19 protein-coding genes are annotated in these 21,266 nt (G+C 57.1%); 1 reads left to right on the top strand and 18 read right to left on the bottom strand.

Going from position 1 to position 21,266, the window contains the following annotated elements:
• The first annotated feature begins 61 nt into the window (after positions 1-61).
• Positions 62-742: a pyridoxal 5'-phosphate synthase gene (locus tag JYG33_RS13925; RefSeq protein WP_207872764.1), complete on the top strand. Its 681-nt coding sequence runs from the start codon at positions 62-64 to the stop codon at positions 740-742.
• 112 nt (positions 743-854) lie between these two features.
• On the opposite strand, the gene JYG33_RS13920 is transcribed toward JYG33_RS13925, so the two are convergent.
• From JYG33_RS13920 to JYG33_RS13835, 18 genes are all read right to left on the bottom strand, one after another.
• Positions 855-1,892 carry a TRAP transporter substrate-binding protein gene (locus JYG33_RS13920; protein WP_207872763.1) on the bottom strand — a complete coding sequence of 346 codons (1,038 nt, stop codon included), beginning with the start codon at positions 1,890-1,892 and terminating at the stop codon, positions 855-857.
• Between the two features lie 140 nt (positions 1,893-2,032).
• The gene (locus JYG33_RS13915; RefSeq protein ID WP_207872762.1) at positions 2,033-3,322 is read right to left on the bottom strand and encodes a TRAP transporter large permease; all 1,290 of its coding nucleotides are present in this window, start codon (positions 3,320-3,322) and stop codon (positions 2,033-2,035) included.
• A gap of 15 nt (positions 3,323-3,337) precedes the next feature.
• Positions 3,338-3,841 (bottom strand): TRAP transporter small permease, encoded by a 504-nt coding sequence (locus JYG33_RS13910; protein ID WP_207872761.1) that lies wholly within the window; start codon positions 3,839-3,841, stop codon positions 3,338-3,340.
• Positions 3,842-4,612: 771 nt separating this feature from the next.
• Positions 4,613-5,344 (bottom strand): SDR family oxidoreductase, encoded by a 732-nt coding sequence (locus JYG33_RS13905; RefSeq protein ID WP_207872760.1) that lies wholly within the window; start codon positions 5,342-5,344, stop codon positions 4,613-4,615.
• Positions 5,345-5,365: 21 nt separating this feature from the next.
• Complete coding sequence (locus JYG33_RS13900) at positions 5,366-5,767, bottom strand: zinc ribbon domain-containing protein (protein WP_108727031.1); 402 nt, start codon at positions 5,765-5,767, stop codon at positions 5,366-5,368.
• A complete protein-coding gene (locus JYG33_RS13895; RefSeq protein WP_207872759.1) occupies positions 5,767-6,948 on the bottom strand; it encodes a thiolase family protein in 1,182 nt (393 codons plus the stop codon). The genes JYG33_RS13900 and JYG33_RS13895 overlap by 1 nt, the downstream gene beginning before the upstream one ends.
• Before the next feature lie 4 nt (positions 6,949-6,952).
• On the bottom strand, positions 6,953-8,584 hold the full coding sequence (locus JYG33_RS13890; protein WP_207872758.1) for an AMP-binding protein: 1,632 nt from the start codon (positions 8,582-8,584) through the stop codon (positions 6,953-6,955).
• Between the two features lie 19 nt (positions 8,585-8,603).
• On the bottom strand, positions 8,604-9,086 hold the full coding sequence (locus JYG33_RS13885) for an aromatic-ring-hydroxylating dioxygenase subunit beta (RefSeq protein ID WP_094195171.1): 483 nt from the start codon (positions 9,084-9,086) through the stop codon (positions 8,604-8,606).
• Between the two features lie 2 nt (positions 9,087-9,088).
• Positions 9,089-10,423 (bottom strand): aromatic ring-hydroxylating dioxygenase subunit alpha, encoded by a 1,335-nt coding sequence (locus JYG33_RS13880; RefSeq protein WP_045930501.1) that lies wholly within the window; start codon positions 10,421-10,423, stop codon positions 9,089-9,091.
• Positions 10,424-10,447: 24 nt separating this feature from the next.
• The gene (locus tag JYG33_RS13875; protein ID WP_207875866.1) at positions 10,448-11,416 is read right to left on the bottom strand and encodes a PDR/VanB family oxidoreductase; all 969 of its coding nucleotides are present in this window, start codon (positions 11,414-11,416) and stop codon (positions 10,448-10,450) included.
• Positions 11,417-11,746: 330 nt separating this feature from the next.
• The gene (locus JYG33_RS13870; protein WP_207872757.1) at positions 11,747-12,535 is read right to left on the bottom strand and encodes a cyclase family protein; all 789 of its coding nucleotides are present in this window, start codon (positions 12,533-12,535) and stop codon (positions 11,747-11,749) included.
• 251 nt (positions 12,536-12,786) lie between these two features.
• Entirely contained in the window at positions 12,787-13,815 is a 1,029-nt protein-coding gene (locus JYG33_RS13865) for a carbon-nitrogen hydrolase family protein (RefSeq protein WP_207875865.1), read from the bottom strand.
• A gap of 15 nt (positions 13,816-13,830) precedes the next feature.
• A complete protein-coding gene (locus JYG33_RS13860; RefSeq protein ID WP_153228670.1) occupies positions 13,831-14,754 on the bottom strand; it encodes a fumarylacetoacetate hydrolase family protein in 924 nt (307 codons plus the stop codon).
• Positions 14,755-14,848: 94 nt separating this feature from the next.
• Positions 14,849-15,973 carry a cupin domain-containing protein gene (locus JYG33_RS13855; protein ID WP_026483932.1) on the bottom strand — a complete coding sequence of 375 codons (1,125 nt, stop codon included), beginning with the start codon at positions 15,971-15,973 and terminating at the stop codon, positions 14,849-14,851.
• Positions 15,974-15,994: 21 nt separating this feature from the next.
• Positions 15,995-18,331 carry a bifunctional salicylyl-CoA 5-hydroxylase/oxidoreductase gene (locus JYG33_RS13850; protein WP_207872756.1) on the bottom strand — a complete coding sequence of 779 codons (2,337 nt, stop codon included), beginning with the start codon at positions 18,329-18,331 and terminating at the stop codon, positions 15,995-15,997.
• Positions 18,332-18,461: 130 nt separating this feature from the next.
• Entirely contained in the window at positions 18,462-18,905 is a 444-nt protein-coding gene (locus JYG33_RS13845; RefSeq protein ID WP_207872755.1) for a thioesterase family protein, read from the bottom strand.
• A 95-nt stretch (positions 18,906-19,000) separates the two neighbouring features.
• Positions 19,001-19,516 (bottom strand): MarR family transcriptional regulator, encoded by a 516-nt coding sequence (locus JYG33_RS13840; RefSeq protein ID WP_009463824.1) that lies wholly within the window; start codon positions 19,514-19,516, stop codon positions 19,001-19,003.
• Between the two features lie 232 nt (positions 19,517-19,748).
• The gene (locus tag JYG33_RS13835; RefSeq protein WP_207872754.1) at positions 19,749-21,254 is read right to left on the bottom strand and encodes an indolepyruvate oxidoreductase subunit beta family protein; all 1,506 of its coding nucleotides are present in this window, start codon (positions 21,252-21,254) and stop codon (positions 19,749-19,751) included.
• Between the last annotated feature and the right edge of the window lie 12 nt (positions 21,255-21,266).

Below are 21,266 nucleotides of genomic sequence, written 5' to 3'. Positions count from 1 at the left end.
TAGGATGATTTTTTTAAGTATTCGCTCAAAAGCCGTTGCTCTCTCTCTACTGGCTGCCTCTATGTCTTCTACTGCATCCCATGGTTTGCCCATCAAAGATAAGCTCCGCCAGATTCCCTCTCTGAAGGCGCCTTTGCCAGAACTGGATGTTTCCTCGATGCCCAACACTCCCGAGGAGGCCTTTGTATTGTGGCTGGACGAAGCTTTGGCAGCAGGGGTTCGAGAACCACATGCCATGACTCTGTCCACGGTAGATGAGGACGGTTGGCCTGATGCTCGCGTGCTGATTTTGAAGAATGTGGACAAGGATGGCTGGCATTTTGCGATCAAGAGCAATAGCCCCAAGGCGCGGCAGTTGGATGCTCAGTCTCAGGCAGCTCTGACTTTTTACTGGCCTGCACTAGGCAAGCAAATTCGTTTACGGGGTCATGCCCATATTTTGTCGGAACAAATTTGTGCTGACGACTTTCTAGGCCGTCCCATAGGCTCACGCGCCAGTGCGATTGCCTCCAGGCAAAGCGAAATTCTGCACGATGAGGCTGAACTGAATCAGCGCTTGGCGCAGGCGCAGGTTTATCTGGATGCCCATCCTAATCATGTAGAGCCGGGCTGGCGTGTCTATGCGCTTGCCCCTACGGTGGTGGAGTTCTGGCAAGGTGCATCCGACCGGAATCACAAGCGTTTGCGCTACACCCGTAATGCACAAGGCACCGGGTGGGAAACTGCTCGCCTTTGGCCTTGAGCTGCACGAAGGTGCGCGGCAACGGCCTGTGCATTGATCACTGCTAATAAAAAAAACCCCGCTCTCCCAAAGGAAAGCGGGGCCAAGACTGTAGTGTGTCTCTTGCTAGCGATTACTTGACAGCGCTCAGCTCTTTGATCTGCTCGCGGAAGTAGGCCAGAGCGGCTTTACCGTCTACGCCTTTCTTGTCAGCAGCTTTGATCCAGTCCTCTTCAACAAAGGCCAGACGCTCTTTCATTTGCTCGCCCGCTGCGCCGTCGATACGCAATGTTTTCAGGCCAGCAGCCGTGTGCTTCTCAATCGCTTGCTGCTCGGCAGCCTGCCATTTGGAACCGAAGTCATTGGCAATCCATTCACCACTGATTTTTTCGATGGCAGCACGGTCAGCTTCAGACAGGCTGTTCCACTTGCGCTCGTTCATGAACATGTACTGGCTGGATTTGCCAAAGCCACCTTCCACGGACACGGCGGTCTTGACCAGCTTGTCCAGTTTCCAGTTATCCAATTGGTCGTACTGGAAGTACATACCGTCGATCACGCCGCGCGACAGCATTTCGTAGCTGTCCGATGCCGGTGCGTTCACGGTCACGATACCCAGAGCTTTACCGACAGCATCAAACAGGGGGCTAGGCGAACGCAGCTTCTTGCCTTTCAGGTCGTCAATGCTTTGCACATTGTCCTGGCTGGTGAAGATCACGGTGGCCGGGCTGGTCCACATACCCAGCAGTTTCACGCCTTTGTGCTCGTTGGCACCCATCATGAATTTTTCGTAGGTGCGCCAGTAAGCGACCGAGTTCACGCCACCGTCATCGGTCGTGAAAGGCAATTCAGCAAATTCGATCAGCGGGAAGCGGTTAGCCGTGTAGCTGTGTACCGACATGCCCAGATCGGCAATGCCGTTACGCACCAGATCCAGGTGAGCCTGTGGCTTGCCCAGCGCGTTGATGAATTCCACCTTCACGCGGCCTTCGGTGGCTTTTTCCACTTCCTGGGCCCAGGGCTCGAACATATTGGTCACGATGAAGTGGCCTGGAGGCATCCACTGGGAAAAACGCAGGGTGGTGACTTCAGCCGCAACCGAAGGCATGGTCGGTGCCAGGGCTGCTGCAGCCAGGCCCAGGCTCAAGGCCAATTTTTTGAAAACACGCATCTCGACTCCTCGTAAATTATTTTGCTGCCGGGCTACTACAACCCGGCGTTCTGGCCGCCTGAAAGACTGACAACAAGACCTGAGCCTGTACGCTTGGCGGCTTTACTACAGCCCGGATCACACCTGCATCCGGGCCAGGTTTACATACTGTTCGGGATGACCAGAACAATCCAGGGGACAAACACCAGCAACAACAAACGCAAGATATCCATCATGACAAAGGGTGCAACACCCCGGATGATGGTGCCCAGGGGAACATCGGGCATCACGTTCTTGATCATGAAAATGTTCAGGCCCAGCGGTGGGGTAATCAGGCTGATTTCAGCAGCCACCACCACGATGATGCCGAACCACACCAGGTCAAAGCCCAAGGAGGCCACGATCGGGTAGAAGATAGGCACGGTCAGCATGACCATGGACATGGTTTCCAGGAAGCAACCCAGAACCAGGTAAATGGCACAAATGATCAGAATCACCACGATGGGCGAGACATCAATGCCCTGGATGAAACCCAGCAACTGATTGGGTAAACCGGCCACAGTCAGGAAGTTGGTGAAGACCAGAGCACCAATCACCAGGGCAAACATGATGGCCGTGGTTTGAGCGGCTTCAATCAGCACCGTCAGGTACATGCGAGGCTTCCAGCCACGACGCTTCAAAGTCAGCAAGAAAGTGGCAGCGGCACCAATACCAGCGGCTTCTGTTGGGGTGAACACACCACCGTAAATACCGCCCATGATGACGATAAACAGTACAGTGATCGCCATCACGCCTTTGGTCGCTTCAAAGCGCTCACGCCAGCTGGCTTTTTCACCAGGACGGCCCAAATTCGGGTTGATCGCGGTAATGATCATCACCGTGACCAGGTACATCAGCATGGCGACCATGCCGGGCAGGAAACCCGCCGCAAACAGCTTGCCGATATCGGTTTCGGTCAGAATCCCGTAGACCACCATCATCACGCTGGGTGGAATCAGAATGCCCAGTGTGCCGCCCGCCGCAATACTGCCGGTAGCCAGACGATCGTCGTAGTTGTACTTGCGCATATTGGGCATGGCCACACGGCCCATGGCCGCGGTGGTGGCCATACTGGAACCACAGAGCGCGCTAAAGGCACCACAGGCAACAATGGTTGCCATCGCCAAACCACCACGCAAGTGACCGATAAAGGCGTTAGCCGCTTTGTACAGGTCTTTGGACAAGCCCGAGGCATTGACCAGATTGCCCATCAAAATGAACAGCGGCAGCACGGTAAAGCTGTAGCTCATGGCTGTGTCGTAGCTGGTTTGCGCTGCCATGGTCAGGGCCGCTTCCATGCCGGTAAAGAAGGCAAAACCCAGCGTGCCGACCAGCAACATACCCCAGGCAATGGGCAAACCCAGAAACAAGCTACCCAACAGGACTGCCAGTCCGATAATAGAAATCAACATGAAAAAACTCCGTCTTTATCGGCTGGGAGAGCTAAAAATCTTAAGCAGCGAGGCCAGGGTGGCGATGCCGGTCATGATGGCGATGATGTAGGCAAAGGGTGCGATGGGCACTTGCAGGGCATTGCTCATATCGCCATAGCCGGCCAGCTCATTAGCGTGATTCCACAGATACACGGTCAGCACACCCAGCATGACGGTGGAGGTGACATTGATCACGAACTGCTGGATACGACGTGCCACTGGGCCTAGCCAGGCGTCAATCAGGCTGACGGTCAAGTGTTGCTGGTGCCAGGTGACACGCGGCAAGGCCGCAAAAATCAGCACGCCCAGCAAGAGTTCGCTGGCCTCATAAGCACCCAATAAAGGGGCATGGAATACATACCGGCCTATTACATCCACGGTTGTGATCCCTGTCATCAGGACCAAGATGACCACACAGGCAGTATCCAGAATTGTCTCTACAACTCGTACTACTCCACGTGAACGCACCAGCTCCATTCCTGGCAGATCGTCGTTCATTACAGCTCCACTTATTTTGGCCCGACAAGGCCTGTTTTTTGGGTCATCATGCACTCCTGAAAACAGGGGTGCATTGTTATATTTCTGTTCTAAATAGTTTATAGATGAACAAATCCAGGTAAATAGAAAGAAACCCTTAATTCCATCCAAAATCATGGAATCGTGGTTTCTATCTCACATAGCAAGAAATACGGTCACAAACCAGCTCGCTTGTCCTGTGCTAGAGCTGGAAAAAACCGCTGGAGCAGGCGTGAGTGCTGGCTTGGCGCAATGTCGAGCAAGCGAACATTGGCTTTAAAAAGGGCAATAAAAGAATCAGCCGACTAGCAATCAGGCAGCATCCAGACCGATAAGCAAACCCTGAGGCCCATGCGTTTCATGTGACAAAAAAAGAGTCGAAACTGAACAGGCCCTTCAAGTGTTGGGCATACTTCCATGCGATATGAGCAGGTCTGAAACAGCGACTTTTGACACCAAAAACCGGGGACAAAAGGCCAAAATCGGTCTCTATAACAAAGAAAAAAACTTAGGCGGCAAAAAACCCAGGCACCGCCAACCAGCCGCCACCAATCAAGACGGTCCCTGCAGCCGTTTGTTTAAATGACAGTCGCCGCCCGACATGCTGGAACAGATAGTCCATCAAGGGTGTTGTGCCATCCAAAAGCAAAAACCCCCTTGGAAAACCAAGGGGGTTTTATATGCTGCCAAGCAAATGGACTAGTTCCCGAACGCACTCAAAGCACGATCACGGGCAGTCCCGTTGCCAGTCGATCAGATCGTCAAGGTACCCACGCTGGCACCACCGCAGACATACAAGGTCTGACCCGTAATGAAGCTGTTTTCAGGGTCCGAGAAGAACATGGTGGCGCGGCTGATGTCATCCGCACGGCCCAGGCGCTTCACGGGAATCGCAGCAGCCAGCTTGGCTTCACGCTCGCTACCGGCTTCGACCACGTCGTAGAACATATTGGTGGTGATGGGGCCGGGGGCAATCACGTTGACGGTAATGCCCTGGTCAGCCAGTTCCAGCGCCCAGGTGCGAGCCATGCCCAGCATGCCAGCTTTGGTAGCGGCATAGGCGGTACGGGTTTGCAGACCCAGTGCGCCACGTGAGGACATCAGCACGATGCGGCCAAAATGGCGCTCGCGCATGCCAGGAACCACCGCCTGGGTAATCTGCAAGGCCGCACCCAGGTGAATCTGGGTCAGGCCCTGCAAGTCTTCCAGCTTGACCTCGTCCAGCAAGGCGGGCCAGATCACGCCTGCATTGTGGATGAAGTGGGTTACTTCAAAACGCTCGGCAATGTCTTTGGCGGCTTTCTCGGTTGCCACGGCATCCAGCAAGTCCACCTGCACGCAGTGCAGACGCTCGTGCGTCCAGGGCAGTACATTGCGTGCCATGCTGATCACGGTGTAACCCTGATCCAGCATCTTGCGGCAAATGTCTTCACCAATACCGGTGCTGCCGCCCGTCACAATGGCGGTGTATTGAGCTTGTGTCATCTTGATTGTCTCCAGGCAAATTCAAGGCGCAGGGCGCGCCACCAGCACGGCTACGCCACCGGCATCCAGTTCCAGACTCAGGCGCACTTTTTCATCGGCCTGCCCGCCTTCGGGCAAGTGGGCGATCGCAAAAGGGCCGCAATCCAGTTGAACGGTGCCGATACGCCAGGGCAGTCGTGCCTGAAAATAGGGTTCGTTGCTGTGATGCAGGGTCGTGGTGGCACGCAATACGCCTGTGTCCGCCACGGCCTTCCAGTTCAGCGTGGTGTGCAGGCAATGGCCGCACACGTCCCGGGCGGGATACTGCACCGTGCCGCAGGAAGGACACACTTGCAGGGCGAATTCGCCGCGCTGGGCGGCTTCGGTCAGACCGGCTGCCGTAGCGCTGCGTGCGCCGGGTGGCAAAATTTGGGTGTCGCTCATTACTGCCCCCGTTCCAGCAAGGCCGCAGCAGTACAAATGCCACGGTCGTAATTAATCATGCCAAAGCCGGACACCAGACCGATACGGGCATTGGCCACTTGCGTATCGCCTGCGGTATCGGTCAATTGGCGCAGAGCCTGAACCAGACCCAAATAGCCTCCGGCAGCGCCAGCCTGGCCTACCGACAACTGACCGCCACTGGTATTGAAGGGAAAGCTGCCATCTACGGTAAAGGTATTCTTGCGAATGAATTCCGGGCCTTCGCCCTTGGCGCAGAATCCCAGGTCTTCAAACTGCAGGACGTTGATGACAGGGTAGTCATCGTAGGTTTCCATGAAATCCACGTCTGCCGGACTCAGGCCCGCGTGCTCGTAGAACGCATCCTTGTCCATGGCCCAACCACCGCGATGCTGTACAGCATCTTCAGGGAAGGCGTTGTGACGCTCGATGGTGGAACGAATACGCACATAAGGCAGGCCCAGTGCTTCGGCCTGTTCACGACGCATCACCAGATAACCTTCGGCTCCGGCGCAAGGCATCACGCAATCGAACAGATGGATGGGGTCGGCAATGACGCGCGCCTCCATGTACTGCTCCAGCGTCAGCGGCTTTTTCATCAGGGCATGCGGGTTGCGCAGCGCATTGTCGCGCTGGGCGACACAGAGCTTGCCGAAATCTTCACGCGTGGCACCGTAGTGACGCATGTAGTAGTCCGTCAGCAGCGCAAAGCTGGCGTTGGGGCCACCGGCACCGTAAGGGTAGACGGCATCCTGCGAGAAACGCGAGAAGCCCGACACCGTGTTCTTGAAGGACTCACGGTGATTGGTATCGCCCGCGATACACGCCACGATGGACGCATCGCCACACTGCACGGCACGAGCAGCACGGCGCATGGCAACTACGCCACTGGCCCCACCCATAGGAATGTGGTCCAGCCAGCGCGGGCTCATTTGAAAATGCTGCATCACACCGACGGCACTGTCCGAACCCAGCGTGAAGCTGGATACGCACACACCATCAACCTCAGCTTTTTTCAGGCCGGACTGGGCCAGCAACTGGCCCAATGCCGCACCCAGCCACCAATGTGCGGTCTGCTCGGAATGGCGCTCGTAGGGAATGGTCACCGGAGCGACCAGCACCACATCGTCATAGCCCTGGCGGGCTGCTTGCGGCAAGGCCATGGGCTTAGGCCTCCTGACGTTTTTTCAGGTGATTCGTGTTCACGCAGGCCGGGTTTTCCAAAGCGGCCAGGGCCACTGTTTTCAACTCACCGCGCTGAATCTTGTTGGTCGAGGTCAGAGGCAGGGCATCCACAAACAGAACGTAGCCGGGCACCTTGAAGTAGGCCAGTTGGGTCAGACCCCACTGCACCATTTCCTGGGCAGCCTGTTCGCGCTGTTCCTGGGTTTCGATTGGGTTGTGTGGCACCACCAGCGCCATCACTTCGTCGCCACGGATGGCGTCGGGCACAGCGGCCACGGCAATGGAGCGCACCAGCGGGTGCTGCTGCATGATGTTTTCCACTTCCACGGCAGCGATGTTCTCGCCACTGCGACGGATCACGTTCTTTTTACGGTCCACAAAGTGCAGGTAGCCTTCTTCATCACGGCAAACAATGTCGCCTGTGTGGAACCAGCCGCCTTCCCAGGCTTCGTCAGTTGCCGCCGGGTCTTTCCAGTAGCCGGAGAAAAAGCCGTAGCGTGGGTTGTCACCGGCCGAGCGCACCAGCAGCTCGCCGTTTTCACCGGCCTGAGCAGGTTCGCCATCGTCTTTACGCAGCAGCACTTCCACCACGGGCATTTCCTTGCCGAAGCAGGAAGTACCGATGTGACGTGGCTCGTGGTTGGCGATGATGCTGGCACCCGCGCCGGTTTCGGTCATGGCCCAGGCTTCCAGCAAAGGGAAACCAAAGCGCTCTTCAAAGATAGGATGCAGGCCACGGTCCACACCGGCGCCAAAACCAAAGCGCACGCTATGTTGACGGTCTTTTTCGCTGGCCTCGGCCTTCATCAGAATGGCTGGCATCACGCCCAGGTAATGCACCACGGTTGCGCCAGACTCACGCACCGAATCCCACCAGCTACGTGGGTGGAAACGGTCCAGGGAGATCAGGCAGCCGCCGGTCTTGATCATGGCCATGGTCGAGCAGGCCATCGCGTTCATGTGGAACAGGGGCAGCGGAGTCAGCATGCGCTCTTTGCCATGCTCCAGCGAGACCAGACCGCCAATGTCGCGATACCACTCACCGGCGTAATGGAAGTACTGGTTAGCCAACATGCAGCCCTTGGGGCGGCCTGTGGTGCCGGAGGTGTACAGCAGGGCACATTCGCTGTTTTCATCAGGAATGTCACAGGAACGGGAGGCGGCGCGCTCCACCATCGGAGGCACATCACCATCGGCCATGATGGCAAAAGGCTGACCGGCACGCTGAGCCGCTTCCACCAGATCCTGGTGACGGCTGGGCAGGGCAATTGCCATGATCATTTCCGAATGGCCAATCAGGTATTCCAGCTCGGCAGCGCGCAGGTCCGGGTTGATCGGCACAATGGACACGCCCAGGCTGTTCAGTGCAAACCAGTGCAGGAAGAACACAGGGCGGTTCTCCAGCAAGATGCCGACGCGGTGACCGTGGCCATAGCCAGCAGCCGCGTAGCCAGCGCGCAAGGCGTCGATACGCTCCAGAGCCTGACCGTAAGTCAGCTCGCCCGCTTCAATACCGTAGATCTCGGCGGTCTCAGGCAGGGTACATACAAATGGCTTGTCGCCCCATTGTTGGGCGGTGTCTCGAAAAGCCTGGTAGACCGTGGTGTTGGCCATCAAAAATTCTCCTGTCCTGTCACATAAACAACTGGATATTGCCGAAAGGCGCGTCGCAATTAAGCAGATCCACCCGTTTCAGACGGATCTTCAAAGCGTCGTCCTGGCGCACCAGGGTGTAGGTATTCCAACCCACATAGATATCTTGGTTGTCGCCACGCGTTTCCGTGTAGTGGAAGGCGCAACGCACGGTGTATTCGCCTTTTTCCTCGTCCATGCTTTCCACAGTGGGTTGCTGGAGCAAGTGGTGGCTGCGGCTCTTGGGCTGCTGGGAAAAGGTACGGCGGCCTGCCAGACGTTCCACACGGATACGCAGCAAGAGCTTGTCCTCGTGCATCAGGGACGCGTGCAAACGGGCGTCCTGCTGATCGTGCGCCAAGGGCATCCAGTAGTAGCCATCCTCGGTGAACAGGTCGAGCCATTGCTCGTAGCGCTGTTCATCCAGCAGGCGGGCTTCCGCATACACAAAATCGATAAGGGCCTGACGGCTGATTTCGCTCATGGTTATTCCTCTTCTTTCTTGGCCTGCTGCTCGGGCAGCATGAACTTCAACCAGGCGCGGAACTGGGCGCGCATCTGCATTTCGCTGGTGCCGTTAATCACCACGTTCTTTTGCTGGTCTTCATCTTTTTCCACCAGACGGGCCAGGTTCATCCAGTCGCGACCACGCGACTGCAAACCGTGCTGGGCACGCTCGTACATTTCCAGGTCATCGTGACCGACCATGGAGGTCGGTGCGTTGATCAGGCGGTTGTACATCAGGGTGCGTTCCAGGAAGGTGTCAGGGGCACCCACCAGGCGGAAGGTCCAGGACTCCACCAGGGTCTTGTCTGCGGCCAGCGGCTTGAACAAACGCAGGGTCTGGATAGGGCCCTTGACCATGATGTTGGGGAAGTAACAGGTGTTGTGACGCGTGTCGCCCAAAATGGCTTTGGCACGTTCTTCACCGTAGGCTTCGACCATCTGGTCCCAGTAGCCGGGGATTTCGGAGTAATCAGCGTGGATGGAATTGCTCACGCCGGTATGGCCGTGACCGTTTTCCCACACGCGAATACCCATGCCTTCGTAAAACTCGTAAGGCGACATGAAAGGAGCAAACAGCTCAACCGCCATGGGCTTGGGTGTACCCGGAGGGGCCGCTTCCCAGGCTTTTACTGCCGTACCGGCCGAAGACTCGTGCGCCACCATGGGGTGACAGGTATCGGTCTGGTTATCGACCAGCATTTTCCAGTTGCACTGGTGCATGTAGCGCATCACGCCACCGGCCACTTCCAGGCGGCCTTCGGGGGAGCGATCCACCATATTGTCGATGGTGCTCAGGGACTCGCCAAAGAAGTCCTCAAAGCTCACACCTTCGTCGGCCAGGCGACAGAACACGAAATCGCGGTACACCTTGACGTTCTGTACCGCCGCCATGCCCTTGCTGCCTTCGGTGCATTCAAAGCCGGTGTTCTCGTAGCCTTTCTTCAAGGGGATAGACAGCAGGGAGCCGTCGGTCTTGAAGGTCCAGGCGTGGTAGGGGCAACGGAAGAATTTGCCCGTGTTGCCACAGGTCTCGCCCGCCACTTGCACACCTTTGTGCGGGCAGCGGTTGTAGAGCACACGGATGCTGTCATCGGTATGGCGCACCATGATGACGGACTCAGTACCGACTGTCGTGGTGTAGAAGTCGCCTTTATTAGGGACTTGGCTGGCATGACCAACGTAGACCCAGGTATTGACGAACAACTGCTCCATCTCCAGTTCAAACAGCTCCTGGTTGATGTACAAATCCTTGTGGACCTCGGCCTCGCGTACCAATTCGCGGATGGCCTGGGGATTATCACGATACTTTTCCATCATGTTCTCCGTCGCCCTAGGGCTTTATAGATCCAGCACCAGACGCGGGGTCTTGGCACGGGAAATACAGATCTGGATGACCTTGTTGCTGGCTTTTTCCGAGTCGCTCAGGAAATAGTCGCGGTGGTCAACCTCGCCTTCGATCACATCACAGGTACAGACGCCACACTCGCCGCGCTTGCAGTCGATCATGGGGTCCAGACCCTGCTCTTCCATCACGTCCACAATGGTCTTGTCGGCGGGAATTTGCAGGGTGACACCGCTTTGGCGCAGTTCCACTTCAAAAGGCTGGTCGCCTTCCTGGGGAGCGGCAGTAATGAACAGCTCGAAGTGAACATGGTCGGTAGGCCAGCCGCGTTGCTTGCAGGCTTCGATCACGGCATCAATCATGCCTTTGGGGCCACAGACGTAAATGTGCTGGTCCTTGGACAGGCCGTCGAGCAAGGTATTCAGGCAGAAACGGCCTTCGCTATCGTCGGCGTAGTGGCGCAGGGCCGGGCCGGACAGGGCGCTCAGCTCGTCCAGAAAGGCCAGTTGCTCCACACTGCGACCTGCGTAGTGCAGTTGGTAAGGGCGGCCTTGGTGATGCAGGGCAGCGGCCATGCTGGCAATCGGGGTGATACCGATACCACCGGCAATCAGCACGGTTTCGGTTTCGCCATTGGCAGCGGCATGCAGGGGGAAATCGTTCTTGGGACCTGCCACACGCAGCGTATCGCCTACTTTCAGGCTGTGCATAAAGCGCGAACCACCCGAGCTATTGTCTTCCAGGCGCACGCCCAGACGGTAACAGCTTGGACCCTGTGCCGTGTCGGCATCCAGCGAAATCAGGGAATAACAGCGGTGATCGTTCAGATCAGGAATCTGTACCTGCAGGTGCGAACCCGGCGCAAACGCGGGCAGGGAACCGGCCTGGGCAGGCTCTAGCGTAAAACTGCGAATCAGCGGGGATGCGTTCTGGATGTCCCGGATGACGAGTTCAAAAGTATCCATCATGTGCCTACCATTGAGCATGACTACATCAATTACCCAGCCGAAAAGGCCAAGCCATGGCATGATGTAGCGCCGCAGGGGGCAATGGGACGGTATCGCGTAACCTGAAAAAGGCTGCGTAAGGCTCGTCTACTGTCTCCGCTAAAACCGGCTGCCTGACACCAAGACTGGCTGTACGGCTGGATCTCTATTCATTCTTTTGTGAATTTATTTTATTGATGAATAGTTTACGGATAAATATATACTGCCGAATATAATGGAAAACCACTAGGTGAGAAAACAGCAGAACCGCATGGTACACAGTTCTGCCACTTCCCCACCGTTTTCTACTTACTGAGCAACCAGTGCGACCACGCGCAGTGGGCTGCCGGAACCGCCTTCAATCTTCAGAGGGGCCGACATGATCAGTGCACCTTGAGGGGGCAACTGATCCAGGTTGCACAGACACTGCAAACCGTAGCGGTTGGCACCGTGCATCAGGGTGTGGCAAGGGTAGCCAATGGGCCAGGCGTAGGATTGGCCAGCATCGGTGTTGATGGTTTCAACGCCAAAACCGTGAACCTTGCGCTCGTGAATCATCCACTCCACCGCTTCCTGAGCTGGGCCAGGCGTGTGGGCACCGTCTTCACGCATGTTCAGGAACGCCTCGGCGTCGTTCACGCGCTTGGACCAGTCGGTGCGGAACAGCACCCAGGCGCCTTCAGGGATACGGCCATGCTTGGCTTCCCAGTTCAACAGGAACTCGGAGGTCAGGATGAAATCTTCGTTCTGGGCCACTTCAGCAGAAGCATCAACCACCACGGCTGGGCGCAGGAAATTGTCCACCGGAATGGTGTCGACGGTGTTGTCTGGATGGTCCTTGCCGGAGATCCAGTGCGCAGGCGCGTCAAAGTGGGTACCTGTGTGTTCGCCACAGGTAAAGTTGTTCCAGTACCAGCCTGGGCCGTTTTCATCGTATTGGCTGATGCGCTCAATCGAGAAACCGGCAGTCTGGCCAAATTGGGGGGGCAACTGCAAAGCAGGGAAGCTGGGGGACAGAGTCTGGGTCAGGTCTACGAAACGGACCTGCTTGCTGTCAATCGCCTGGATCAGGCCTGCCAATGGGTGCTTGTCGCTCATTTCATCTCCTACATGGATCTTATGTCATCGTTATCGTTGCCTGCCCGGTGCGCATCGCGCCCTGCAGGATAGGGATACGCTGTGTACACAGCCCGGTCCCTCTAGCCGGCACCGCCCATCCCGAGACGGACAGCTTGCATCTTTAACCACGGCAGCCAGGCTGCAATGGTGATTTTGGCAGACCCGAGACTGCCGGGCCTGTCAAAAAACGGTCCCGATCCACACTGGGAAAGAGACCGTCTTGAACCTTCTTACACTTCCTTGTCGTCCAGAACGGAGAACTCGGCAGGATTCAGGTCTGGCTGGGACGCTGCGTCGCCTTCGTAAAAGCGGGCAGGCGTCAGTGCCTTGCGGTTCACACGCAGGTCAAACACGTCAAAACGGTTGTAGTGACCGGTGATGTCGTGCATTTGACGCGGCTGAATGCAGCGCGACAGATCGATGTCGGCGTAGGCAATGCCTTCCTTGTCGATCAGTGGTTCGCCCTGAACGCGGCCGTCGGGGCCAATAATGCCCGAGAACGCGCTGTTGGGGCGAGCCAGCAGTTCACGTGCTTCAGGATGGCTGGCCGCCATGGCTTCGATGATTTCCTCGGAAACCGTCGAGCAAGCCACAACCGTAAACACCTTGCCTTCAAAGCAATGAGCAGCAGCACGCAGGCGAATCGCTTCGGCCATGTCGTAGTCTTTCGGTGCCACGGGCAAGGCGATGTAGCTGGCAACGTGTACCAGTTCACCTTGCGACAACAGGCTGAAACGAGCCAGCGTGTTGGTGTTTTCACCGCAAGCCAAGGCACCCAGCGGGCCAATCGTGGTGTCATGAACACGCATCGAGGAGGCGTCGCCGTTGGCCCAGGTCAGCTTTTCAGCCCAGGTTGGAACCAGTTTGCGGTGACGGCCCAGAATGCGGCCGTCCGCGCCGATGGTGACCAGCGTGTTGTAAATGGTGCCGATGCCAACGGGACTGCGCTCGTTCACACCCAACACCACGTTGACCTTGCGCTGACGACAAACTTGCGCAACCTTCTGGATCTCGGGACCGGGAACTTCGATGGCCGATTTGCACAGGCGCTCGAACCACGGGCTGCCCTCGATCGGGTTCATCACCCAGCTCCAGTAAGGGTAGCCAGAGACGAACACCTCGGGGAAGGCGATCAGCTCGGCACCGTTGTCGGCTGCTTCATTGATCAGACGACATACTTTTTCGATGGTCGCATTCGTGTCCAGGAACACAGGCGCTGCCTGTACGGCGGCGGCCTTGAACTGACGCAATTCCAGCATCATGCTCTCCTTTACTTAGTTTTGTGGGGTCACGTCCACGATGGGGTGACGCAATTCACCAATGCCTTCAACCACAGCGTGCACCACGTCACCAGGCCACATCCACTCTTGAGGAGTACGGCCAGCGCCCACGCCTTCTGGGGTGCCAGTAGCGATGATGTCACCGGGTTCCAGCGTGATACCGGCGCTGATGTCAGCGATCAGGTCGTTCACGTTGAACAGCATGTGCTTGGTGTTGGAGCTTTGCTTGGTCACGCCGTTCAGCGTCAGGCTCAGGTTCAGGTTGTGTGGATCGGTCAGCTCATCAGCCGTCACGATCACAGGACCGAAAGGAGCGTAGGTGTCCTGGCCTTTGGAGTAGATCCACTGACCGGCACGACGGCAGTCGCGGGCGCTCACGTCGATCATGACGGAGTAACCGAACACGTACTTCAGGGCGTCTTCTTTAGCCACGCGCTGAGCACGGGTGCCCATGATCACGGCCAGTTCCACTTCCCAGTCCATTTGCTGAGTGATGTTCTTGTTGTGCTCGATGGCATCGCCAGGGCCAACCACGGTGGTTGGTGGCTTGGAGAAAATCACAGGCTGTTTGGGCAGCTCTTTGGAGGTGTCCAGAGTGCGGCTGGATTCGGCCACGTGTTCCACGTAGTTCAGGCCGATACCAAAGATGTTCTTGCGTGGGCGTGGGATAGGAGCCAGCAGTTTGACGTTGGCCAAAGGCAGGGCCACACCAAAAGGCATATCGTCGGCGTAGGTTTCCAGCAAGCGAGCCGTGGAGGTCACAGCGGCTGGGCCCAGGTCGATGAAATCGAGCATGTTGTCAGGCAGCATGTGGCCAGTGGCGTCACCCAAGTAACCCAGGTCAACGACCAGATCACCCACAATGGCACCCAGGCGGCCAGCGGCAGCAACTTCACTACGGTACGTTACAAGACGCATTTCTATCTCCAGATTGGGCCATCTCTACAGATGGCTTGAATGAATCGGGTCGGCCTGCCGTGGCAGGCCGTCCAAATAGGTTAAACAAGTAGTCTTACAGCAGGACCTGGTGGCCGCCGTTCTCTGCCAGCGCTTCTTCGCGGTACAGATTCAGGGCGCGCATCACGGGCAGGTCGTGGAACGAGAACAGGCAAGCGTCATCAGACGAAGAGCCGTTCACGTGCTCGTGGAACATCCAGGATGGTACGCAGAAAATGTCGCGTTCGCGCCAGTCAAAGCGTTTGCCATTGATGATCGAATAGCCTTCACCCTTGGCGCATTGGTAAATAATGCTGCCCGTGTGACGGTGGGCCTTGGTGTGCTCGCCAGGACGCAGCATTTGCATGCTGGCGCCGATGGTGGCCATGACAGGGCCGCCGGTCAGCGGGTTGATGTAGTCCATGATGACGCCATCAAAGGGGCTGCCGTCCGTAACCTTGGCGTAGGCCGACAAGGCTTCGTAAGTAGGCTCCCACTCGTACTTGAGCAGGGGCGAGTACGGTTTTTGCCAGTCGTGCAGGGTTGGCTTCAGACCACGGCCACCCCAGATACCCACCGCGTCATTGACGGGGTGCGTAATGGCCTGGGCCAGATCCGGGTGAACGGCGTAGAAACCGGCTTCCAGGGCGTTGACCAGTGGAATGTCCAGACCGTCTTGCCATATGCAGGGCAGGCCGTCGGCTTCCACGCCATGCTCGTGCCAGCAGCCGTTAGGCGTCAGCACGAAGTCGTTGGCGCCCAAGGTCATCTTGTGGCCGTCCACGATGGTATAGGCACCACGGCCTTCCATGATGAAACGCAGGGCCGAGGAGGAGTGTGCATGTGCGGAAGCCGCTTCGCCCGGTTTCATGACCTGCAAACCGGAGTACAGCCAGCCCACCGCCGCCGAGACTTCCTGGCGACCGGGGTTGTTCAGGTAAATCACACGACGACCGGCCTTTTCAGGGCTGACCAGATCCACCGAACGCAACACGTAGTCGCGCAGGTCGCGGTAGCGCCACACCACAGGCACGGACTCGGACTTGGGCTCCCAGGGCTCAATCTTGTTCGCCACGGTCCACAGGGCACCGGCTTCAAACTGAGTCAAATCCTGGTAGTACTTCACCAATTCGGGCGTGTCCTCAACATCTGCACGACCGAGCACGCTTTCGCGGTGGGTGTCAAAACGTTCTTCCGACATGATGCTGTCTCCTTTCGTGTTTTATGACTTGGCAGGGCCGTCCTGGGCCACTGGCGCACGTTTAGTCTGGCGCTGCAACCAGTCCTTGCCCCATTCGTACTGAACAGGCCAGGCCAGGTCCGTGTAGCCCAACTCCGCAGCCTGACGTTGCGGCCAGTTCGCCTCGGCCAGAAAGCCACGCGACAGGGCGCACAGGTCAGCACGGCCTGCGGCAATAATGCTGTTGGCGTGATCCGCTTCCATGATCGAACCCACCGCCATGGTGGCGATACCGGCTTCGTTACGGATACGGTCGGAGAATGGCGTCTGGTACATGCGGCCGTAAATTGGCTGCTGCTCCAGCACCACTTCACCCGAGGACACGTCGATCAGATCGGCACCGGCTTGCTTGAACAGGCGTGCAATTTCCACACCGTCGTCCGCCGTGTTGCCGCCTTCGGCCCAGTCTGTTGCCGAGATACGCACCATGATGGGCTTGTTCTCTGGCCAGACGGCGCGGATAGCTGCAAACACTTCCAGCGGGTAAGCCATGCGATTTTCCAGACTACCACCAAATTCGTCACTACGCTGATTAGTCAGCGGCGAGATGAAGCTGGACAGCAGGTAACCGTGGGCGGCTTGCAATTCGATGCAGTCAAAACCGGCCTGGTCAGCGCGCTTGGCAGCGGCCACAAAGGCGTCCCGAATCTCGTCCATCTGGACACGGGTGATCTCGGCAGGAACGGCAGTGACGCCAGCCTGGTAAGGCAGAGCCGAGGCCGACACCAAAGGCCAGTTGCCTTCAGCCAGCGGCTTGTTGGCTTTTTCCCAGCCCAGTTGCGTCGAACCGCGACGGCCAGCATGCCCCAACTGCACACCGATCTTGGCACCTTGTTCGTGGGCAAATGCCACAACCGGTTTCCAGGCATTGGCCTGCTCGTCATTCCACAGGCCGGTACAACCGGGGGTGACACGACCTTCAGGCGTCACAGCCGTCATTTCAGCCATCACCAGGCCAGCACCACCCATGGCGCGGCTACCGTAATGCACCTGATGCGTAGCACCGGGCACACCGTCTTTGGCGCTGTAAATCAGGGTAGGCGAGAACACGACACGGTTCTTCAACTGCATATCGCGCAGTTTGAAGGGGGTGAACATGGGCGAAGGGGCTTTTTCACCGTCGGCCAGTTGCAGACCGGCTTCGGTCGCCATCCAGCGCTCATATTTTTCCAGCCAGGCGGCGTCACGCATACGCATGTTCTCGTGCGAGATGCGCTGCGAACGGGTCAGCATGGAGTAGGTGAACTGCTCGGGCTTCATATTGGCGTAACGGGCCACGTTCTCGAACCACTCGGTCGAGTTGCGGGCGGCGTTTTGAATACGCAATACGTCGATGCTACGGGCAGCTTCGTAATCTTTCAGGGCCTCTTCCATGGACTCGTGGTCCATGTGCTTGGCCAGCGTGATGGCATCTTCCAGGGCCAGCTTGGTGCCGGAACCGATGGAGAAGTGGGCGGTGTGAGCGGCGTCGCCCATCAGCACCACAGGCACTTGCTTGCCGGTGCCGTAATCTTGCCAGTGCACCCACTTGTTGCAGATAACACGCGGGAAGCGGATCCAGATGGCCGAACCGCGCAAGTGGGTGGCATTGCTGATCAGCTTGTTGCCATCCAGGTGGTCGGCGAACAGGTTTTCACAGTAGGCAATGGCCTCTTCTTGCGACATTTCGCCAATACCGGCTTTCTGCCAGGTCTCTTCAGGCGTTTCCACGATGAACGTGGACAGGCCGTCCTGGAAGCGGTAGGCGTGAGCCTGGAACCAGCCGTGCTCGGTTTCAACAAAAATGAAGTTGAAGGCGTCAAAGACCTTTTCGGTACCCAGCCAGACAAAGCGGCAGTTACGGGTATCGATATCAGGCTGGAACACGTCTTCGTAGCGGGTACGAACGGCGCTGTTGATACCGTCAGAAGCGATCAGGATATCGGCGTTGTACTTGCGGGCCAGTTCGGCTTCGTCGGTCACGATCGTTTCAAAGACCAGTTTGACACCGACTTCTTCGCAACGAGCCTGCAGGATGTTCAGCAATTTCTTGCGACCAATCCCGATAAAGCCATGACCGCTGGAGCGCACGGCGCTGCCTTTGAAATGGCACTCAATGTCGTCCCAGTGGTTGAACGCGTCACCGATGGTCTGCGCGGACACGGGGTCAGCTTCACGCAGGTTTTCCATGGTGGCGTCCGAGAACACCACACCCCAGCCAAAGGTGTCGTACGGTCGGTTGCGCTCGACAACAAAAACCTCGTTCTGAGGGTTTTGCAACTTCATCAGCAAACCGAAATACAAGCCGGCTGGGCCTCCGCCAATACATACGATATTCATGATATGTCCGTATGGTCTGAATACATGCTTCTGAGCATAGTATATTTATTAATAAATATTATACAAGTCAACTATTTAAATCAAAAAAAATAGCTGACCTGCACACTGCCTGCTACTACTTCAAACTAGATCAAGCCTTGCTGCTTTCTTGCTCGGCAATCACATACGCTTGCATGGGCTCGCGCAGGAAATCAGGGATAGGAATACCCAGGTGCGTCTCCAGCGAGGTGGTCACCACGGTCTGGCGCACTTGCATGCGCAACACACCGTCTTTACCGATGCAGCGCAACAGCAACTTCAGGGAGCTATTGCCAATGCGTTCCACACCCAGGCTCATCACCACATCATCACCCATACGGCTGATGGATTTGAACTCGGCTTCAATGTGCACCGAGGGCATACCCACCCGTTTGCTGGCGATCATGTTGTGAAAACCCTCGGGGGTCATGGAGTCGATCCATGCTTCCATCAGGTCGTTAAACATCACAAAGTACTGCGGATAAAAAACGATACCCGCTGGATCGCATTCCGAAAAACGGATGCGATGTTCTTGTTCGTACAGCTTGGAAACCATGTTGTAGACACCTTTTTAGCCAGTGTTTTGTGCGCCTGTTCGTGACGCTATCCGCATCCTGCCTGGTTCACAGGCCTGGCAGGATGCACCTTGTGCTAGCCAGCCGCGCTTTGCAGATGAACCCGTAACAGGCCCAGATGCTGATGGATGTGTACGACTTCTTCGGTACCCAGCCCTTCAAACATCTCTGCAATCCAGTCGCTATGGGCCTGGGCCATCGCCTCGAAACTGCTTTTGCCCTTGGGGGTGAGACGCAACACCCAAGCACGTCGGTCGGTTGGACTGCTCTGGCGAGACACCATGCCCTCGCGGGCCAGCTCGTCCGTCAGTCCGGTAATATTGCCGCCGGTCACCATCAGGTAGCGCGACAGCTCGCCCATCTTCAGGCCCTGCGGGTAGCGGTACAACTGGGCCATATAGTCAAAACGGGCCAGCGAAATATCAAAATTCTGGCGCAAGCGACGACGGATTTCGTCCTCGATCTGCTTGGTGCAGGTCAGCATGCGCAACCACAATTTCAGGCTGGCGGGGTCCTTGGGACCGACGCGGCCTTCAAAACCGGCATCGGCCGGTTCTACCAGGAATTCAAGTGCTGCTTCGCTTTGATTCATATTGTTTTTCCCCCAAACTTTGGCTAATTTCAGTTTGACCAACAGCGGGATATTCTTGCTTGAACAAGTGGCCAAGTAGACACAGGATCGTTGGCTTTTAGGGCCTTCTTCGCAGTGCCAATCCGAATTTATATTCTACTATGAATATTTTAGAAATAAAGTATTTGGCGGGATAAAAACGCTTCCTCAAGGGTTTTCACCAAGGCCGCCCGAAAGCGGCCTGGTGTGGCCCTTACACCAGCGCGTACTGACGCAGTGCAGCTTCCAATTTCACACCATGCTCGTCGGCCAAAGCCGCATCGCGCAGGGCGCCCAAGATGGCAGGCGACAGGGTGCTGGGGTTGCGCTCCAGAGCCGACATCACAGTCTGGTAGTTACGCAAGCCACGAGCATGGGTATCGCCATAGCCTTTGACCAGACGCTGACACTGGGCAATTTCCAGAGCCAGGGCCGGGTGAGCATCGGCAGCCTGTTCGATCTGCTTCAACCAGCCTTCAATACGCTGCTGTTCAGCCTGGTAACGCAGCGTGCGACGACGCCAGCGTTTGAAGCCCGAGAGCAAGTACAAAGGAATAAAACCGCGCACCGAGCTGGTCTGAATCACGCGACCGGACTTAGTTTGGGATTTCACCAGCTTGTTGCCCCAGGTAGGACGCATCAACCAACGACCTACGCTGGCAAACGGCAGGATTTCGCTGATTTCTTCCACGCGGGGGTGCATGTATTCGTTGATCGCCACGATCTGACCGTCGGCAGCGCGCACTTCTTTGTGCACACGATCAAAACGGCTGGAACGGGTCTTCAGTTCGGCCACGCGAATGGCATCCTCGTAGGACATCCACAGCGCCAGATAACGGCCGGTTTCACGGATCAGGGCCACGTCGTCAGGACGAGCAAACTGGCTGATCTTTTTCAGGCGGTCCAGGTACAGATTGGCGTAGTTCACGTCCTGGAAGTCCAGAACACGACGCACACCTTCCACCACGATAGGCTGAGCCTGCGCGGGGACTTCGGCGCGTACACGGTCAATCAGCTTGGCCACGGCAGGGTCGCGAGGGGCCAACGTCGCCATATCAACAGGCTTGGTTTCCGAATCGGATTTGCCTGCATCGCCTTCAGCCACGCGGGCATAGGCAGCACCAAAAGCCTTCAGGCTGGGCTTGACGCCCACACCACCGCGCTCGATAGTCTGCTCGAACTGCGAGCGGCTGAAAGGCAGCACGCCGGTGCTGGCCAAAGCGCCAAACAGTACGGCGGAAATCACACTGCCCGAATCCTCGGCCGCTTTTTCCATATTGAAGTACACAAAACGCTTGGCAGCCTGGGTTGCGTGAGCAATCAGCGCGTTATCGTCCACACGGCCATCGCCCATGGCCGATTTTTCGGCAATGGAGTAGACACGGTGAGTCGAGGCGACCAGCGTGGTGCGGTCCTCGGAGACCAGGCCACGTTGTACGGCGCGACCGGCTTCCATCAGTTCGGAAGCCAGCACCACGTCCACGTCACCAGGCATGGGCATCAGAGCCAGCACTGGTTTTTTGCCATCCGGCACGGCCGAGTGCGGGAACAGTTCCACGTAATAAATCGTGGCACCGGTACGCTGGGCCACACCGGGAACCGAGGTGGTCTGTGCAAAGTAGCCGTTTTGTTCGCCCAGGTTGACGATCCAGTCGGCCAACACGCCGCCGCCTTCGCCACCCATGGCCAAAATAGCAATCTTGATTGGTTTGATCTGCATGATAAAAATCTC

The organism is Alcaligenes sp. SORT26 (assembly GCF_017377875.1).
Taxonomy (GTDB): Bacteria; Pseudomonadota; Gammaproteobacteria; order Burkholderiales; family Burkholderiaceae_B; genus Alcaligenes; species Alcaligenes parafaecalis.
The sequence above is the reverse complement of the archived record's forward strand: the minus strand, read 5'-3'. Positions and strand labels throughout refer to the sequence as shown.

Coding starts and splice junctions, on each gene's coding strand:
- JYG33_RS13925 (WP_207872764.1), top strand. CDS start 62: ATGTCTTCTACTGCATCCCATGGTTTGCCCATCAAAGATAAGCTCCGC.
- JYG33_RS13920 (WP_207872763.1), bottom strand. CDS start 1,892: ATGCGTGTTTTCAAAAAATTGGCCTTGAGCCTGGGCCTGGCTGCAGCA.
- JYG33_RS13915 (WP_207872762.1), bottom strand. CDS start 3,322: ATGTTGATTTCTATTATCGGACTGGCAGTCCTGTTGGGTAGCTTGTTT.
- JYG33_RS13910 (WP_207872761.1), bottom strand. CDS start 3,841: ATGAACGACGATCTGCCAGGAATGGAGCTGGTGCGTTCACGTGGAGTA.
- JYG33_RS13905 (WP_207872760.1), bottom strand. CDS start 5,344: ATGACACAAGCTCAATACACCGCCATTGTGACGGGCGGCAGCACCGGT.
- JYG33_RS13900 (WP_108727031.1), bottom strand. CDS start 5,767: ATGAGCGACACCCAAATTTTGCCACCCGGCGCACGCAGCGCTACGGCA.
- JYG33_RS13895 (WP_207872759.1), bottom strand. CDS start 6,948: ATGGCCTTGCCGCAAGCAGCCCGCCAGGGCTATGACGATGTGGTGCTG.
- JYG33_RS13890 (WP_207872758.1), bottom strand. CDS start 8,584: ATGGCCAACACCACGGTCTACCAGGCTTTTCGAGACACCGCCCAACAA.
- JYG33_RS13885 (WP_094195171.1), bottom strand. CDS start 9,086: ATGAGCGAAATCAGCCGTCAGGCCCTTATCGATTTTGTGTATGCGGAA.
- JYG33_RS13880 (WP_045930501.1), bottom strand. CDS start 10,423: ATGGAAAAGTATCGTGATAATCCCCAGGCCATCCGCGAATTGGTACGC.
- JYG33_RS13875 (WP_207875866.1), bottom strand. CDS start 11,416: ATGGATACTTTTGAACTCGTCATCCGGGACATCCAGAACGCATCCCCG.
- JYG33_RS13870 (WP_207872757.1), bottom strand. CDS start 12,535: ATGAGCGACAAGCACCCATTGGCAGGCCTGATCCAGGCGATTGACAGC.
- JYG33_RS13865 (WP_207875865.1), bottom strand. CDS start 13,815: ATGCTGGAATTGCGTCAGTTCAAGGCCGCCGCCGTACAGGCAGCGCCT.
- JYG33_RS13860 (WP_153228670.1), bottom strand. CDS start 14,754: ATGCGTCTTGTAACGTACCGTAGTGAAGTTGCTGCCGCTGGCCGCCTG.
- JYG33_RS13855 (WP_026483932.1), bottom strand. CDS start 15,973: ATGTCGGAAGAACGTTTTGACACCCACCGCGAAAGCGTGCTCGGTCGT.
- JYG33_RS13850 (WP_207872756.1), bottom strand. CDS start 18,331: ATGAATATCGTATGTATTGGCGGAGGCCCAGCCGGCTTGTATTTCGGT.
- JYG33_RS13845 (WP_207872755.1), bottom strand. CDS start 18,905: ATGGTTTCCAAGCTGTACGAACAAGAACATCGCATCCGTTTTTCGGAA.
- JYG33_RS13840 (WP_009463824.1), bottom strand. CDS start 19,516: ATGAATCAAAGCGAAGCAGCACTTGAATTCCTGGTAGAACCGGCCGAT.
- JYG33_RS13835 (WP_207872754.1), bottom strand. CDS start 21,254: ATGCAGATCAAACCAATCAAGATTGCTATTTTGGCCATGGGTGGCGAA.